Below are 16,834 nucleotides of genomic sequence, written 5' to 3'. Positions count from 1 at the left end.
GCTTTTGCCGAAACGAACGCCGGTCACAAGTCGATACGATTGAAGCGTCAATTGTCCGGGGGGATAAATCCGCTCGACGGCGGCGCTGTAGTGCTGTGACTTATGATGTGGCCGGGTCCGAGTGGCTGAAAACCGATGAGAGGATGATTCAACTCCTATGTCGCGAACGGTCGACGGTTCCGACGGAGCCCGGATCTCTCGAACTGGCACCCGGCCCGCTAGGCGGGAGCGCGGCGGTACACGGCGTCGGCGTTCCGGATCGGAACTGCTCCCACAGCTGCTGACAGCGGCGGTCGAGACATCCGGTGATCGCGCCGCGGTGATCTTCGACGGCGTCTCGACGACCTACCGGGAGCTGGACGAGCGCTCGTCGCGGCTCGCACGTGTCCTCATCGAGAACGGCGCCGGGCCCGGGCACATTGTGGCTCTGGGTTTGACCCGCTCGCTCGAATCGGTCCTGGCGTTCTGGGCGGTGGCGAAGACGGGAGCCGCGTTCGTTCCAGTCGACCCCAATTACCCCGGCGAGCGCATCGAGTACATGATCGAGGACTCGGGGGTGGCTCTCGGCATCACCGTCGCCGAGCACCGCGACAAGCTGCCCGATTCCGTCTCGTGGCTCGTCCTCGACGATGCTCGGGAACTGGCGCGAATCGACGCGGCGGCCGGTCACCCGATCTCGCATCGCGACCGGATCAGGCAACCTGACGTGGCCGATACGGCCTACATCATCTACACGTCGGGATCGACGGGTCGTCCGAAGGGTGTTGTCGTCACCCACTCCGGTTTGCCGGGCGTGGTTGCCGCCGAGCGCGACCACTACAGCGTCACAGCAGAATCGCGCATGCTGCACGTGTGTTCGCCGAGCTTCGACGTGTCCGTCCTGGAACTGTTGCTGGCGTTCACCTCGGGCGCGACGCTCGTCGTCGCGCCGCCGTCGGCGTTCGGCGGCGAGGAACTTGCCGGGCTGCTGGCCCGCGAGCACGTGACGCACGTACTCATCACGCCGGGTGCGCTGTCGACGGTCGACCCGTCCGGATTGCCGGACCTGCAGGTCGTTGTCGTCGCGGGCGACTCGTTCGCGCCCGAGCTCGTCGCGCGCTGGGCGCCGGGCCGCCGTTTCTACAACGGCTACGGACCTACCGAGGCGACGATTCTCGCCGCGAGCAGCCAGCCGCTCGAGCCGGGCGGCGCGATCACCATCGGCTCGCCGATTGCAGGTGTCGGCGCGCTCGTACTCGACCATCGACTTCGGCCGGTCCCGCAGGGCGCACCGGGCGAGTTGTATCTGGCGGGCGCGCAACTGGCGCAGGGCTATCACCGGCGGCCCGGTCTGACCGCGGAACGTTTCGTCGCGAACCCGTTCGGCGAGCCCGGCGACCGTTTGTACCGCACGGGCGACATCGTGCGGTGGACGTCGGAGGCAGCGGGCGTACGCGAGATCGAGTACGTCGGCCGCAACGACTTCCAGGTGAAGATTCGTGGCTTCCGGATCGAGCTCGGTGAGATCGACTCCGCGCTCTCAGCGCACGAGCACGTCGAGTTCGCTGTCACGATGGGGCACACCAGTGCCGCAGGCGCTGTCTCGCTGATCTCGTATGTCGTTGCACCACCAGGTATTTCGCTCGACACCGACGAGCTGTCGGACTTCGTCGGGCAGCGTGTGCCCGCGTACATGGTGCCGTCGGTGATCATGGTCATCGACAAGGTGCCGCTCACTCCGGTCGGCAAGTTGGACCGAAAGGCACTGCCGGAGCCGGTTTTTGTGGGTGAGGCCGAATTCGAGGCGCCGCGCACACAGGTCGAGCAGGTCATCGCCGACGTGTTCGGCGACGTGCTCGGTCTCGAGCGGGTCGGCGTACACGATTCGTTCTTCGGCCTGGGTGGCGACAGCATCGTGTCGATTCAGGTCGTATCCCGCGCGAAGGCCCGCGGTGTGTTGTTCACGCCGCGAGATGTGTTCGAGCACAGGACCGTCGCGGGCATCGCCGCGGTCGCCGAAGCGGTCGACGCGGCTGCCGCGCCGGTAGGGCCGACCGAGTTGGCCGGTGGTGGTGTCGGCGAAATGCCACTCACCCCGGTCGTGCGATTCATGGTGGAACGGCCGGGCCGCTACGACCGGTTCAACCAAACAATGGTGCTCGAATTGCCGACCGGCATCGACCGGGCCGGAATCGTGAAAACACTTGCCGCGGTGGTCGATCGGCACGACATGCTGCGTGCCCGGTTGGTGCCGGGTGCCGACGGCAGCGTCCGCGCTATCGAAACTGTGGCGCCCGGCGGCGTCGACATCGACGCTCTGGTGCATCGGGTCGAGGTCACGGGTCCGATGGATTCGGCAGAAACGACGGCCGCGGCCGACGCCGAATACGATGCCGCGCTGAACCGCCTGGCGCCGTCCGAAGGTGTTGTGCTGCAGTTCGTCTGGCTCGATCCCGCAGACAGCGCGCGCGCCGGCCGACTGATCTTCGTTGCACACCACCTCGTCGTGGACGGCGTGTCCTGGCGGATCGTCATACCCGATCTCATCGGTTCGTGGGCGCAGGTCGCGAGCGGTGCAATACCGCAGCTGCCCGAGGTCGCGACGTCGATGCGCGCGTGGTCGCACGCGCTCGTCGAATCGGCGCAGGCACCTGGCCGGGTTGCGGAACTCGCACGCTGGGAAGACATTCTGTCGGGTCCCGACCCGCTGCTCGGTACGCGCGCGTTCGATCCCGCGGTCGACGTCGCCGGTGCGGTGCGGTCGGTGCGGGTGCAGCTGGACGTCGCCGACACCGACACGTTGCTGACGACTGTTCCCGACCTCTTTCACGGCGGTGCGAACGACGCGCTGCTTGCTGCGCTCGCGCTGGCGCTGGCGAAATGGCGCCGAGCTCGCGGCATCGTCGAGCCGTCTGCGCTCGTCCGGCTCGAGGGTCACGGGCGTGAGGAATCGGCCGCGCCCGGCGCCGATATCTCCCGTACGGTCGGCTGGTTCACCAGCATGTATCCCGTTCGCCTCGATACCACCGGCGTCGATGTCGACGCAGCGCTGGCCGGCGAGGCCGCAGCGGGCATCGCCGTGCAACTCGTCAAGGAACAGCTGCGGAACGTGCCGGACAACGGCATCGGCTACGGGCTGCTGCGCTACCTGAACGACGAGACCGCAGGTCGGCTGCCGCAATCGGCGCCGGCGCAGATCAGCTTCAACTACCTGGGCCGGATTTCGGCCGCGGACCTGCCCGACGAGATCGGCGACATGGGCTGGATCCCCGCCGACGACGTCGGACCGCTTACCGCGGGACCCGACGCGGACATGCCCGCGATGGCCGCCCTCGACATCAACGCCATCGCGGCCGGCGGCCAGCTCTCGGCGACGTTCGCGTTCCCGGACACTCTGCTCGCCGAGGCCGACGTCCAAGAACTGGCCGAGCTGTGGCGAGATGGCCTGCACGCCATCGCTACCCACGCGCGCAGGCCGGGCGCCGGTGGCCGCACGCCGTCGGACTTCCGCCTCGCCGCGCGCGGCAACGCGGCGCTGACCCAGGCCGACGTCGTCGAATGGGACACCCGGTACCCAGGTTTCGTCGACGTGTGGCCGCTCGCACCGTTGCAGTCCGGCCTGATGTTCCACGCCATGATGGCGACAACGTCTGTCGACGTCTACACCGTGCAGGTAGTCCTCGAACTCGAGGGCAGCGTCGAGGGCGAACGGCTGCGCAAGGCGGGCCAAGGCGTTCTGGACCGCTACCCGAACCTGCGAACCGCGTTTGTCGTGGACGCGGCGGGCGATCCCCTGCAGGTCGTCCGGGATTCGGTGCAGTTGCCGTGGTCTGCGGTCGACCTGGCCGGCGAGCCCGACGTCGATTCGGCGTTCCAGCAGGTGCTCGACGCAGACATGCGAGTCCGGTTCGACCTTGCAGAGCCGCCGCTGATTCGCTTCATGCTGGTGTCGCTCGGCGACGGGCGTCATCGGCTCGTGGTGACAAACCACCACATCCTGCTCGACGGCTGGTCGATGCCGTTGGTGCTCAAGGATCTACTGGTCCTCTACGCCACTTCCGGCGATGCGTCCGTGCTGCCTGTGCCGCCGTCGTATCGGAACTACGTGTCGTGGCTGGTATCGCAGGACCCGGTTGCCTCGCGCGCGGCCTGGCACAGCGCGCTGGCCGGTGTTGCCGAGCCGACCGTGCTGGCACCCGTCGACACCGGTCGCGAAATCACCACGCTTGCAGACAATTACAAGTTCGGCCTGGACGCCGACCGGACCGCCGCACTCACTGCGATCGCCGCGGACCTCGGCGTCACCGTCAACACCGTCTGCCAGGTCGTCTGGGGAATTTTGCTCGGCCGCTTGCTCGGTCGCGAAGACATCGTCTTCGGCACGACAGTGTCGGGCCGTCCGCCGGAGCTCGCCGGGGTCGAGTCGATGGTCGGACTCTTCATCAATACCGTGCCCGTCCGCGTGGAGTTCGCCGCGAGTGATCCTGTCGCCACACTGCTTTCGCGTGTTCAGGGCGAGCAGGCCGATCTGCTCGCGCATCATTACGTCGGCCTGGCCGACATTCACGCCGGCGCCGGTGCGGGCGCGGAGTTCGACACGCTGCTGGTATTCGAGTCGTACCCGATCGATACAGCGGGGATCGCCGCGGCGAACTCGATCGACGGCATGAGCGTCGCCAACGTAACGATGACGAACGACACGCATTACCCGCTCACGGTTTTCGCCACGCTGACCGACAGGCTCGAGTTCACCCTGCAATACCTGCACGGTGTCTTCGATGCGGAGACGATCGCGTCCTTCGGCGCGAAGATGCAGCGGATTCTTTCCGCGATCGCCGCCGACTCGAGCACGCCTGTCGGTGACATCGACCTGCTCGACGAGGCCGAGCGTGCCCTCGTCGTCGAAGGATTCAACAGCACCGCGCGGGCCCTCGAGCCTGCGACGCTGGTCGAGGTCTTCGATGCGCAGGTCAATGCGACACCGGATGCTGCCGCGGTGACGTTCGGCGACGAGACGTTGACCTACGCCGAGTTCGCGGCACGCGTGCGTCGATTGGCCCGGCACCTGATCGAGCTGGGCGTCGGTCCGGAAGTGCTTGTCGCGCTGGGTATGCGGCGTTCGCTGGACCTCGTCACCGCGATGTATGCAGTGCTCGCGGCGGGCGGCGGTTACGTCCCGCTCGACCCGGACCATCCCGCCGATCGCATCGAGCACGTGCTCGATACCGCACAGCCGCTGTGCCTTCTGACGACTGCGGCCGACGCGTTCGTCACACCCGGTGGCCGTTCTACGGTCGTGCTCGACGAGCTCGATCTGGAAGCGCTGCCGGACCGGGCGATCGAGGCAGCAGAGCGCCGCGGTGCCCTGCGCCCGGACAACACCGCGTACGTCTTGTTCACGTCCGGATCGACCGGCCGTCCCAAGGGCGTGTCCGTCGCACACGGCTCGGTCGTGAACCAGATTCGCTGGATCACAGCGGAATACGGCATCTCGGCGGCCGACGTCGTTCTGCAGAAGACGCCGGTGACGTTCGACGTGTCCGTGTGGGAACTCTTCGGCACCCTGATCGTCGGCGCGCGCATGGTGATCGCGACGCCGGACGGACATCGCGACCCGGCCTACCTCGTGGACGTCATCGACCGCGAAGGCGTCACGATGACGTCCTTCGTTCCGTCGATGCTGAGCGTGTTCGCCGAAAGCACCGAGCGAGGTGCGGTGGATTCCCTGCGGACCGTCCTGATCGCCGGTGAGGCACTGTCCGCGCACACGATCACCGCGTTCCGGCGAATTAGCTCGGCGGGCACCTTCAACCTGTACGGACCGACCGAGTTCACCGTGCACGCGACGCACAGTCCGGTACCCGAACAGGTTTCGGGTGCCGTGCCGATCGGTGGACCGGTCTGGAATGCGCAGGCCTACGTGCTCGACGCGCGACTGCGGCCTGTTCCGGTCGGCCTTGCCGGCGAGCTCTACATGGGCGGCGTGCAGGTTGCGCGCGGCTACCACGGTCGTCCCGAATTGAGTGCCGAGCGGTTCGTGGCGAGCCCGTTCGCCACCGGCGAGCGGCTCTACCGCACGGGCGACCTGGTGCGCCGTCATCCCGACGGCATGCTGGAATACCTCGGCCGCACCGACTTCCAGGTGAAGCTGCGCGGCCTGCGAATCGAACTCGGCGAAATCGAAGCGCTTGCGCTCCAGCGTGATTCCGTTGCGCATGCGGTGGCACTGGTGCGAACCGTGCCGGGCCGCGCGGATCAATTGGTCTGCTACGTCGTGCCCGCGGGAGCTGCCTCGATCGAGACCGATGACCTGCGCGCGTTCCTCGCGGCCGAGCTGCCCGAGTACATGGTCCCGACCTCCTTCGTCGTTCTCGCCGAGCTTCCGTTGACCAGTTCCGGCAAGCTCGACCGGAATGCGCTGCCCGAACCGGAGCTGGCCGTCGACGCCGAGTTCCGCTCGGCCGGAAGCGATACCGAGCGCTTGCTCGCCGAAGCGTTCGCCGAGGTCCTCGGCCTGCCGGGCGCGGATAGCGTCGGTATCGACGCCGACTTCTTTGCCCTCGGTGGCGACAGCATCGTCTCGATCCAGCTGGTGTCCCGCGCCAAGTCGCGCGGTCTGGTCTTCACACCGCGCGACGTCTTCGAGCAGCGCACCGTTGCACGGCTTGCCGAAAAGGCCGCTGCCGGAGCGGGAACCGCCATCGAGCTGGCGGAGCTGCCAGGCCGCGGCGTCGGCACGATGCCGTTGACTCCCGTGGTCCGGTACATGGTCGAGCGCGGTGGCCATTTCGATCGGTTCAACCAGACTGTCAGCTTGGCGCTGCCGACCGGAATCGAACGCGGCCAGGTCGTTGCCACGATCGGCGCCGTCGTCGGGTTGCACGACATGCTGCGCTCGCGTTTGGCGATCGACGCCGACGGCTCCTGGACGCTCGAGGCGTTGCCGGTCTCTGCAGTCGATGTCGACAGCCTCGTGCACCGATTCCCCATGCCGGCCGAGGAGTCTGCACGAAGCGAGCTCGCGGCCACCGAACTGGATGCTGCTCTCGCTAGGTTCGACCCCGCCAACGGTGTTGTGCTGCAGTTTGTCTGGCTCGACGCACCGGAAGGCGGCCGGCTGATCGTTGCTGCGCACCACCTCGTTGTCGACGGCGTGTCCTGGCGCATCCTCATCTCGGACCTGGTCACTGCGTGGGCGCAGCTCGCCAACGGTGCGGCGCCGCAGCTGCAGCCGGTCGGTACTTCCATGCGCCGGTGGGCACATGCGTTGGTGGACGCCGCACAGTCCGCGGACCGTGTCGCTGAGCTGCCGTACTGGCGCAAGGTGCTCGACGGACCGGATCCGCTACTCGGGTCGCGAGCCTTCGACCCAGCAATCGACGTCGCCGAGACGCTGGACGCGGTGAGCGTGCGCCTGAGTCCCGAAGTGAGCGAGGGCATTTCGTCTGCGGTGCCCGAAGCTTTCCACGGCGAGGTTGCGGACGGTCTGCTGGCAGCCCTCGCGCTTGCCGTGCGCGAGTGGCGGCGTCGGCGCGGTGTCGACGAGTCGTCCGTGCTGGTTCGGATGGAAGGCCACGGGCGCGAAGAACAGGTCGCGCCCGGCGCCGACCTCTCGCGCACCATCGGCTGGTTCACCAGCATGTTCCCCGTGCGGCTCGATGTGTCGGGCATCGCGCTCGACGACGCGCTGTCGGGTGGCCGGTCCACGGGTGTTGCGGTCAAGGCCGTCAAGGAACAGCTGCGTGCGGTGCCGGACAAGGGCATCGGGTACGGACTTCTGCGCTACGCCAACGAAGAGACTGCGGGCGAGCTTTCGGCACTGCCGATTCCGCAGGTCGGTTTCAACTACCTCGGCAGGATCTCCGCTGGAGAGTTGCCGGAAGGGGTCCGCGATCTCGGGTGGACGCCCGCGGGCGATCTCGGTGATCTTCCCGCGCGCGCCGACGCCGACATGCCCGCGCTCGCCGTCGTCGATATCAACACGATCTTCACCGACCGCGAATTGTCCGCGACGTTCGCGTTTCCGCGTGGCCTCCTCGAGCGCGACGATGTGCAAGAGCTCGCCGACCTGTGGGTGTCGGTGCTGGACGCTGTTGTCCAGCACGCCCGTTCCGCTGACGGTGGCGGCCGGACGCCGTCCGACCTGCCGTTGGTCGACGTCGGGCAGCCCGATATCGACGCCTGGGAAGCGCACTTCCCGGCCCTCTCCGATGTGTGGTCGCTGTCCCCGCTGCAGTCCGGGTTCTTCTTCCACTCGTTACTGGCGAGCACATCGCTCGACGTCTACACCTCCCAGGTCGTGCTCGCGGTCGAAGGTTCCATCGACGCTGACCGACTACGCGGCGCAGGCCAGGCGGTACTCGACCGGTACGCGAATTTGCGCACCGCGTTCGTCACCGACGCTGCCGGTGCGGCAGTTCAGGTCGTGCTCGAATCCGTCGAGATCCCGTGGACCGACGTCGATCTGAGCGGCGAACCGGATCCGGACGCCGCCTTCGACGCGTTGCTGGAAGCGGACCGGCGCAACCGATTCGACATGGCGCAGCCACCGCTCATGCGGTTCATCCTGGCTGCGCTCGGCGGTAGCCGCTACCGACTGGTGGTCACCAACCACCACATCCTGCTCGACGGCTGGTCGATGCCGTTGCTCATGAAAGACCTACTGGTGCTGTACGCGACCGGCGGCGATCGCAGTGTGCTCGAGCCTGTTCGCCCGTATCGCCGCTACCTGGAATGGCTTTCGGAACAAGACGAGGCGCAGGGCCGGCTCGCGTGGCGGGAATCGCTGGCAGGTGTCAGCGAGCCGACGCTGCTGGCTCAGCGCGATTCGAGCCGCGTCATCACGGCGCTGTCCGGCGAGCACACGTTCGAACTCGACGAGGCACTCACCGCAGCGCTCAAGCAGTTCGCAGTCGCGACCGGCGTCACCGTCAACACCGTCCTGCAGTGCGCGTGGGCGATTCTGCTCGGACGACTTGTCGGCCGCGACGACGTCGTTTTCGGCGCCACCGTGTCGGGCCGCCCACCGGAGCTGACCGGCGTCGAGTCCATGGTCGGCCTCTTCATCAACACGGTCCCGGTGCGGGTGCGCGTCGATGCGGGAGATTCTGTCTCGCAACTGTTGTCGCGCGTGCAGTCCGAACAGGCGACCCTGCTCGGGCATCACTACCTCGGTCTCGCCGACATCGTTGCCGACGCGGGTCCGGGCGCGGAATTCGACACGCTGTTCGTGTACGAGTCCTACCCGGTCGACACCGCTGGTATCGCGGCGGCGAGCGTCATCGAAGGCATGCAGATCACCGGTGTCGACCTCACGACGGTGACGCACTATCCGCTGACCGTGCTTGCCGTGGTGGCCGCGCGGGTCGAGATAACCCTGCAGTTCCTGCGAGAGATCTTCGACGAGGCCGAAATTGCCGATCTGGCAGGCAAACTGACTCGGGTCATCTCGACTGTCGTCGCCGATCCCGAGTTGCCGGTCGCCGATATCGACCTGCTCGACGACGCCGAGCGGCAACGGGTCCTGCACGACTGGAACGCGACCGCAGCCGTCATCGAGGGACCGCAGACCTTGACAGGCGTGCTCGCCGAAAGCCTGACGCGTACACCGCATGCCGTTGCTGTGACCGTGCCCGGCGTCGGAGTGCAGCTGAGCTATCGCGAGTTCGGTGAGCGGGTACACCGGTTGGCGCACTGGCTGATCGCGCAGGGCGTCGGACCGGAGGTCCGGGTCGGCCTTGCGATGCGCCGCTCCCTGGACCTCCTCGTCTCGATGTATGCAGTGCTCGAGGCAGGCGGCGCGTACGTCGCTGTCGATCCGGATCACCCGGCGGAGCGCACCGAGTACGTGCTGGAGATGGCGGCGCCGCTCGTCGTCCTGTCCACGCGGGGGGACGGTTTCGCTGCCGACTCGGTCGAACTCGTCGACGAGCTGGACCTTTCCGACTTCCAGGCGACCCCGGTGTCGGACGCCGAACGCCTTGCGCCGCTTCGTCCCGAAAACGCCGCGTACGTGTTGTTCACGTCGGGGTCGACGGGTCGTCCCAAGGGCGTCGTCGTGCGGCACAGCGCAGTTGTCAACCAAGTCCGCTGGCTCGTAGCCGAATACGGGCTGGGCCCGGACGATGCTGTGTTGCTGAAGACCCCCGCAACGTTCGACGTCTCGGTGTGGGAACTGTTCGGCACCCTCGTCGCGGGCGCCCGCCTGGTCATCGCGACGCCCGACGGGCACCGGGACCCGGCGTACCTCGCCGACGTCATTGCGGCCGAACGGGTGACGATCACGTCGTTCGTGCCGTCGATGCTGTCGGTGTTCGCCGGTGGTATCCGGCCGGGCGCCGTCGATTCGCTGCGCGCGCTGCTCGTCGCAGGCGAGGCGCTGACCGGTCCCACCGTTGCCGCATTCCACCGGGTCAGTTCGGCGGAACTGTTCAACTTGTACGGCCCGACCGAATACACGGTGCACGCGACCGCGACGCCGGTCGACCCGGACAGCGCAGGACCGGTGCCCATCGGCGGACCGGTCTGGAACTCCGCGGCGTTGGTGCTCGACGAGCGGTTGCGGCCGGTGCCCGTGGGCCTTGCAGGTGAGCTCTACATGGCCGGCGCGCAGTTGGCGCGTGGCTACGACGCCCAATCGGGTCTGTCTGCGGAACGGTTCGTCGCGAACCCGTACGGCAACGCGGGCGACCGCATGTACCGTACCGGCGACCTAGTGCGCTGGAACGAACGTGGTGCGCTGGAGTACTTGGGCCGCACCGACTTCCAGGTCAAGCTACGCGGGCAGCGTATCGAGCTCGGAGAGATCGAGACGGTCCTTGCGTCGTACCCGGGTGTCACCGCAGCGGTCGCCGTCGTGCACCGCGGCGATCGCACGGGCGACCAACTCGTCGGATACGTCGTTCCCGGTTCGGGGGAGTCGGTCGAAGCCGCTGCCGTGATTGCCGGTGCGGCACAGAAGTTGCCGTCGTACATGGTGCCGTCGACTGTCCTCGTCATCGACGCGATGCCGTTGAACCCGAGTGGCAAACTGGATCGAAAAGCGCTGCCACAACCGGTGTTCGAGGCGAAGACCTATCGTCCGCCCAGCACGCCGATCGAGGAAATGGTCGCGGAGACCTTCGCCGCGGTACTCGACGTCGAACGAGTCGGCTTGGACGACAACTTCTTCGAACTCGGCGGCACGTCGATCTCTGCCACTCAGGTAACCGCACGACTCGGAGCGGCGACCGACGCGCAGGTTCCGGTCCGCTTGGTGTTCGAGGCGCCCACAGTGGCCGGGCTCGCGGCCCGGCTGGAATCCCACGTCGGTGCCCGCGGCCGGGCTGCCCTGGTCCCACAGCGTCGCCCGGACCGCGTTCCCCTCTCGATGGCGCAGCAGCGGATGTGGTTCCTCAACCGCTTTGCACCGGAGTCGCCGCTTTACAACATCCCAGTCGCGGTCAAGCTGACCGGACGAATCGACCTGGATGCTCTGCGTGCGGCGGTCACCGACCTCGTCGAGCGGCACGAGATCCTGCGCACCCGCTACCCGGAGATCGATGGCGAGGGCTGGCAGGTCGTCGTGTCCGGTCCGGATGCGATCCCCGCCGTGGACGTGGAACCTTGCTCGGCCGAGCAGCTTCCGGCTCTTCTCGGTGCGTTCGTAGCGGGTGGATTCGATGTCGCCGCCGCTCCGCCGTTACGAGTCAAGCTTTTCCAGCTCACCGCCGACGAGTACGTACTTGCCTTCGTGGTGCACCACATCAGCGCGGACGGCTTCTCCATGGGACCGCTGACGCGCGACATGATGGCGGCCTACATCGAGCGTGCGCGCGGTGAGCGACCGGACTGGTCGCCGCTTGCTGTGCAATACGCGGACTACACGCTGTGGCAGCGCACGGTCTTCGGCTCGGCCGACGACCCGGAATCACTGCTGTCCCAGCAGGAGTCGTTCTGGCGCGAGACCCTGCGCGGGTTGCCGGACCAGCTCGACCTGCCGACCGATCACGCGCGTCCCGCAGTCGCGTCGAACCGCGGTGCGAACGTCGTCTTCGCGATCGATGCCGCGCTGCGAAAGCGTCTGCAGGACTTGGCGGCCCGGCACAACGTCACGTTGTTCATGGTCGTGCACTCGGCACTGGCGGTCCTGCTGTCCAGGCTTTCGAACACGACGGACATCGCAGTCGGTACCCCGATCGCGGGGCGCGGTGAGGCCGCGCTCGACGACCTGATCGGCATGTTCGTCAACACACTCGTATTGCGCACCGAGATAGAACCCGATCGCTCCTTCGTGGACCTGCTCGGCGACGTGCGCGATATCGATGTTGCGGCGTTCGGGCACGCCGACCTGCCGTTCGAGCGCCTCGTCGAGGTGCTGAATCCGGTGCGGTCGACGGCTCGCACGCCGTTGTTCCAGGTGGCGCTGACGTTCCAGAACATGACCCAGCAGCGGCTGGAACTGCCCGAACTAGCCGTCAGCGCAGTCGATTTCGATGTGCCGTTGGCGAAGTTCGACCTCCAGCTCACTGTCGCCGACGATCCCTCGACGACCGACGGGCTTGCCGCGTTCTTCACCTACGCCACAGACCTTTTCGACGAGGCGACCGTCGCCGGGTTCGCGGAGCGACTCGTGCGCATTCTCGACGCCGCCGCAACAGACGCGACCCGCGCGGTCGGCGACCTGGACTTCACGACGCCGGCCGAACGGGCGTTGCTGCTCACGGCGTGGAACACGCCAGGAGCCGACGTCGGCGACGGCACCTTGATCGGTCTCTTCGAAGCTCAGGCCGGTCGGCGGGGCGACTCGGTAGCGCTGCGTTTCGGCACCGCCGAGCTCAGCTACGGCGAACTCGATGCGCGCGCGAACAAGCTCGCCCGCAAGCTGATCGCCGTGGGTGTCGGGCCGGAGTCTCTGGTCGCGATCGGGACCGAACGTGGACCCGACCAGATCGTTGCGATGCTGGCGACGCAGAAGGCCGGCGGTGGGTACGTGCCGCTGGACGTGACGTACCCGGCAGATCGGTTGACCTACATCCTCGGCGATGCCGCACCGATCTGCGTGCTGACGACCGCGGCCGAATGTGAACTGCTGCCTGTCGGTGATATTCCGGTCGTGGTTCTCGACGGCGCCGATGTGGCAGAACTCGACGATTCAGCGGTGTCCCATGCGGCGCTACGTGCGGACAACATCGCCTACGTGATCTACACGTCCGGCTCGACCGGACGGCCCAAGGGTGTTGCTGTCACACACCGCAACGCGGTCGAGCTTTTGGCAAACACGCAGGGCCACTTCGGCTTCGACGAAAACGACGTGTGGACCATGTTCCACTCGTTCGCCTTCGATTTCTCCGTGTGGGAGACGTGGGGCGCGCTCGTCCACGGCGGCACGGTCGTGATCGTCGACTACCTTACGTCGCGATCTCCGGAGCAATTCCTCGAACTGCTTGTCCGCGAGCAGGTTACGGTCCTCAACCAGACGCCGTCGGCGTTCTATCAGCTTGCCGAGGCGGACCGCGCTTCCGGAACTGCGGAGCGGCTTGCGTTGCGGTACGTGATCTTCGGCGGTGAGGCACTCGACTTGCGGCAGTTGCGACGCTGGTACGAGCGGCATCCGCAGCAGCCGCAGCTCGTCAACATGTACGGCATCACCGAGACCACGGTGCACGTGTCCTATCTCGCGCTCGACAGTGCGCTCGCCGAGAGTGCGGCGGGCAGCGTCATCGGTCGTGGTCTGCCGGGTCTCGCGACCTATGTGCTGGATTCGCGCCTGCGGCCGGTACCGGTGGGTGTGCCCGGCGAGGTCTACGTCAGTGGCAAGCAGCTCTCGCGGGGCTATGTCGGGCGCCCCGACCTCGCCTCTGCACGCTTCGTCGCCGACCCGTTCGGTGCGCCCGGTGCGCGGATGTACCGCACCGGCGACGTGGCGCGCTGGAACCGCGACGGTCAACTCGAGTACGCGGGCCGCAGCGACCAGCAGGTCCAGTTGCGCGGTTTCCGAATCGAACTCGGCGAGATCGAAGCCGCGCTACTGCGCTATCCCGGTGTCGCGCAAGCTGTCGCATCCGTGCGCAGCGACGATCAGTTCGGCGACCGCCTCGTCGGCTACGTCGTGGCCGAGTCCGGCTCGACTGTCGAGGCAGCCGAGGTTCGCACGTTCGCCGCGGACTTCCTTGTGGCCTACATGCTTCCGGACGCCGTCATGCGGCTGGACGAGCTGCCGTTGACTCCCAACGGCAAGCTGGATCGCAAGGCACTTCCCGCGCCGGAGTACACGAGCAGTGCCGCGTTCCGTGAGCCCGGCACGCCGATCGAGCAGGCCGTCGCCGACGTGTTCGCCGAGTTGCTCGGCGTTGCGCAGGTCGGACTCGACGACGACTTCTTTGCCCTCGGCGGCAACTCGCTGATCGCTACGCGTGCGGTCGCCCGCTTGAACGATGCGCTCGACGCGTCGATCGGTGTCCGCGAAATCTTCGAGGCATCGACGGTCTCCGCGCTTGCCGCACGGGTGGGCGCCGCGACCGGCGGTCCGCGCCGCGCTGCCCTGATACCGGCGGAGCGCCCGGCGCTCATACCGCTTTCGCTTGCGCAGCAACGCATGTGGGTGATCAATCAGGCCGATCCCGAGGCCGCGACCTACAACATTCCGTTTGCCATCCGCCTCACCGGTGCGATGGACACCGACGCGCTGCGGCTGGCATTCGGCGACGTCGTCGAGCGGCACGAGGCGCTGCGAACCAGGTACCCGGTCGCAGGCGACACCCCGCATCAGGAGATTTTGCCTGCCGCACAGGTCGACCTCGACCTCACGCCGGTGGCCGTCGCCGAAGCGGAGCTGATGGAGCAGGTCGTCGGCCTGGTTTCGCGGGGCTTCGACGTCACCGAGGAGCCGCCGCTGCGGGTCGGGCTCTTCGCGCTGGGCGAGAACGATCTGGTGCTGACGCTCGTCGTCCATCACATCGCTTCCGACGGTGCATCGATGGCTCCGCTCGTGCGGGACATGATGATCGCGTACGCCGCCCGTGCCGGCGGTGGCGCACCGGCGTGGTCGCCGCTGGAGATCCAGTACGCGGATTACACGCTGTGGCAACGTGACACAGTCGGCACGGTCGACGATCCGGATTCGCTCGCGGCCCGCCAGTTGGAATTCTGGACCAAGGCCCTGTCCGGTGTGCCCGAACAACTCGATCTGCCCGCGGACCGGCCGAGGCCGGCAGTGCAGTCGATGCGCGGAGCGATGCTGCAGTTCGACGTCTCGGCTGCCGCGCACACGGGGCTGGATCGTATTGCCCGCGAGCACAATGCGTCGCTGTTCATGGTCGTCCACGCCGCGCTCGCCGTACTACTGTCGCGTCTGTCCGGAAGCTCCGACATCGCCATCGGCTCGCCGATCGCGGGCCGTGGCGAGCGCGCACTCGACGATTTGGTCGGCATGTTCGTCAACACCTTGGTGCTGCGCACCGACGTGGCGCCGGAAGCGGCGTTCGCCGACCTGGTGCAGCGCACCCGCGAGGTCGACCTCTCGGCGTTCGCCAACGCGGACATCCCGTTCGAGTCTGTGGTCGATGCCGTGCAACCGGCACGCTCACGGTCACGCAACCCACTGTTCCAGGTTGCGCTGACATTCCAGAACCTGGAGCCCGCGCGCATCGAGTTGCCAGGGTTGACAGTGCAGGCACTCGACGCGGGCGAGGCGGTTGCGAAGTTCGATCTGCAGTTGACCCTGGAAGCACGCCACGCAGCCGACGGCGCGCCTGCCGGCTTTGCGGGTGTGTTCACCTACGCCACAGATCTTTTCGACGAGTCGACGGTCCAAGGTTTCGCGCGGCGCTTCGGCAGGATTCTCGAAGCAGTTGCTGCCGATTCGGCAGTCGTGGTCGGTGACATCGACGTGCTCGACGAGGCCGAACGCCAGCGCATGGAGGTGGCGCAGCAACCTGCGGCAACGGTGCGCAGCGAATCGGTCGGGGCGGCGGCGCTCGTGCAGCAACTCACCGCTGCCGTCGAGGGCGACCCCGAGGCACCGGCTTTGAGTGTCGACGACGACGAGACCGCGTACAGGGTGCTCGATGCGCGCTCCTCGCAGGTCGGTCGCGCGGTCATCGACCTCGGTGCGGGTCCCGGCGACGGGGTGCTCGTCGCGCTCGCGCACACGGTCGAGGCATCGATCGCCTTCTGGGCAGTGCTGAAGGCCGGCGCTGCCGTTGTCCCGGTCGATCCGCGAAATCCTGCCGCCTTCACGGCCGAAGTCCCGCGAATCGGTATCACAACGGCAGCTGACGTCGCCGGCCTGGCCGCAGCACCGGGGCTCGGTGCAGTGCAGTGGCTGGTGCTCGACGACCCCGAGGCCGCGGCCGGCATCGCTGCGCTCTCGGCCCGGCCGGTCACCTACGCCGACCGCGTGCGCGCGCTACAACTGACCGACCCGGCTTACGTCTCGCCGGCCGGGACGATGCTGACGGTTGTCGAGCTTTCGCGGCTAGTCGACGAGGTCCGGGAACGGACCTTCGTCGACTACGAATCGCGTACGGCATTCGTGGGCGAACCAGGTGGGCTCGCCGGACTGGTCGAACTGGTCCTAGCAGGCACGTCCGGGGCAACCGCTGTGCTCGTCGGACGGGACGCGGACGCCGATGCACTCGATCAGGCAGAGGTCACGATGCTCGTTGCCGCCTCCGAATCGCTCGCCGCGCTCGATCCCGAGGCTCTCGAGCTGGTCGCGGCTGTTGTCGTCGACGGTCCGCTTCCAGCCGGGGAGGCCTGGTTCGACGACCGTGTGGTCGCGACGCTCGACTCGATGCAGGCCGCGGCGCCCCCGGACGCGGAGGATGGCTGATGCTTTGTGCGGACAAGATCGTGGCAGTAGCTCACGCTGAGG

The 16,834-nt window shown here is 67.3% G+C and carries 1 protein-coding gene; it reads left to right on the top strand.

Annotation, left to right across the window (positions count from 1 at the left end; all coding sequences use genetic code 11):
* The first annotated feature begins 157 nt into the window (after positions 1 to 157).
* Positions 158 to 16,792: a non-ribosomal peptide synthetase gene (locus JGU72_RS22915; protein ID WP_199686383.1), complete on the top strand. Its 16,635-nt coding sequence runs from the start codon at positions 158 to 160 to the stop codon at positions 16,790 to 16,792.
* Positions 16,793 to 16,834: the final 42 nt, after the last annotated feature.

Source organism: Antrihabitans auranticaus (assembly GCF_016481275.1).
Lineage (GTDB): Bacteria > Actinomycetota > Actinomycetes > Mycobacteriales > Mycobacteriaceae > Antrihabitans.
The sequence above is the reverse complement of the archived record's forward strand: the minus strand, read 5'-3'. Positions and strand labels throughout refer to the sequence as shown.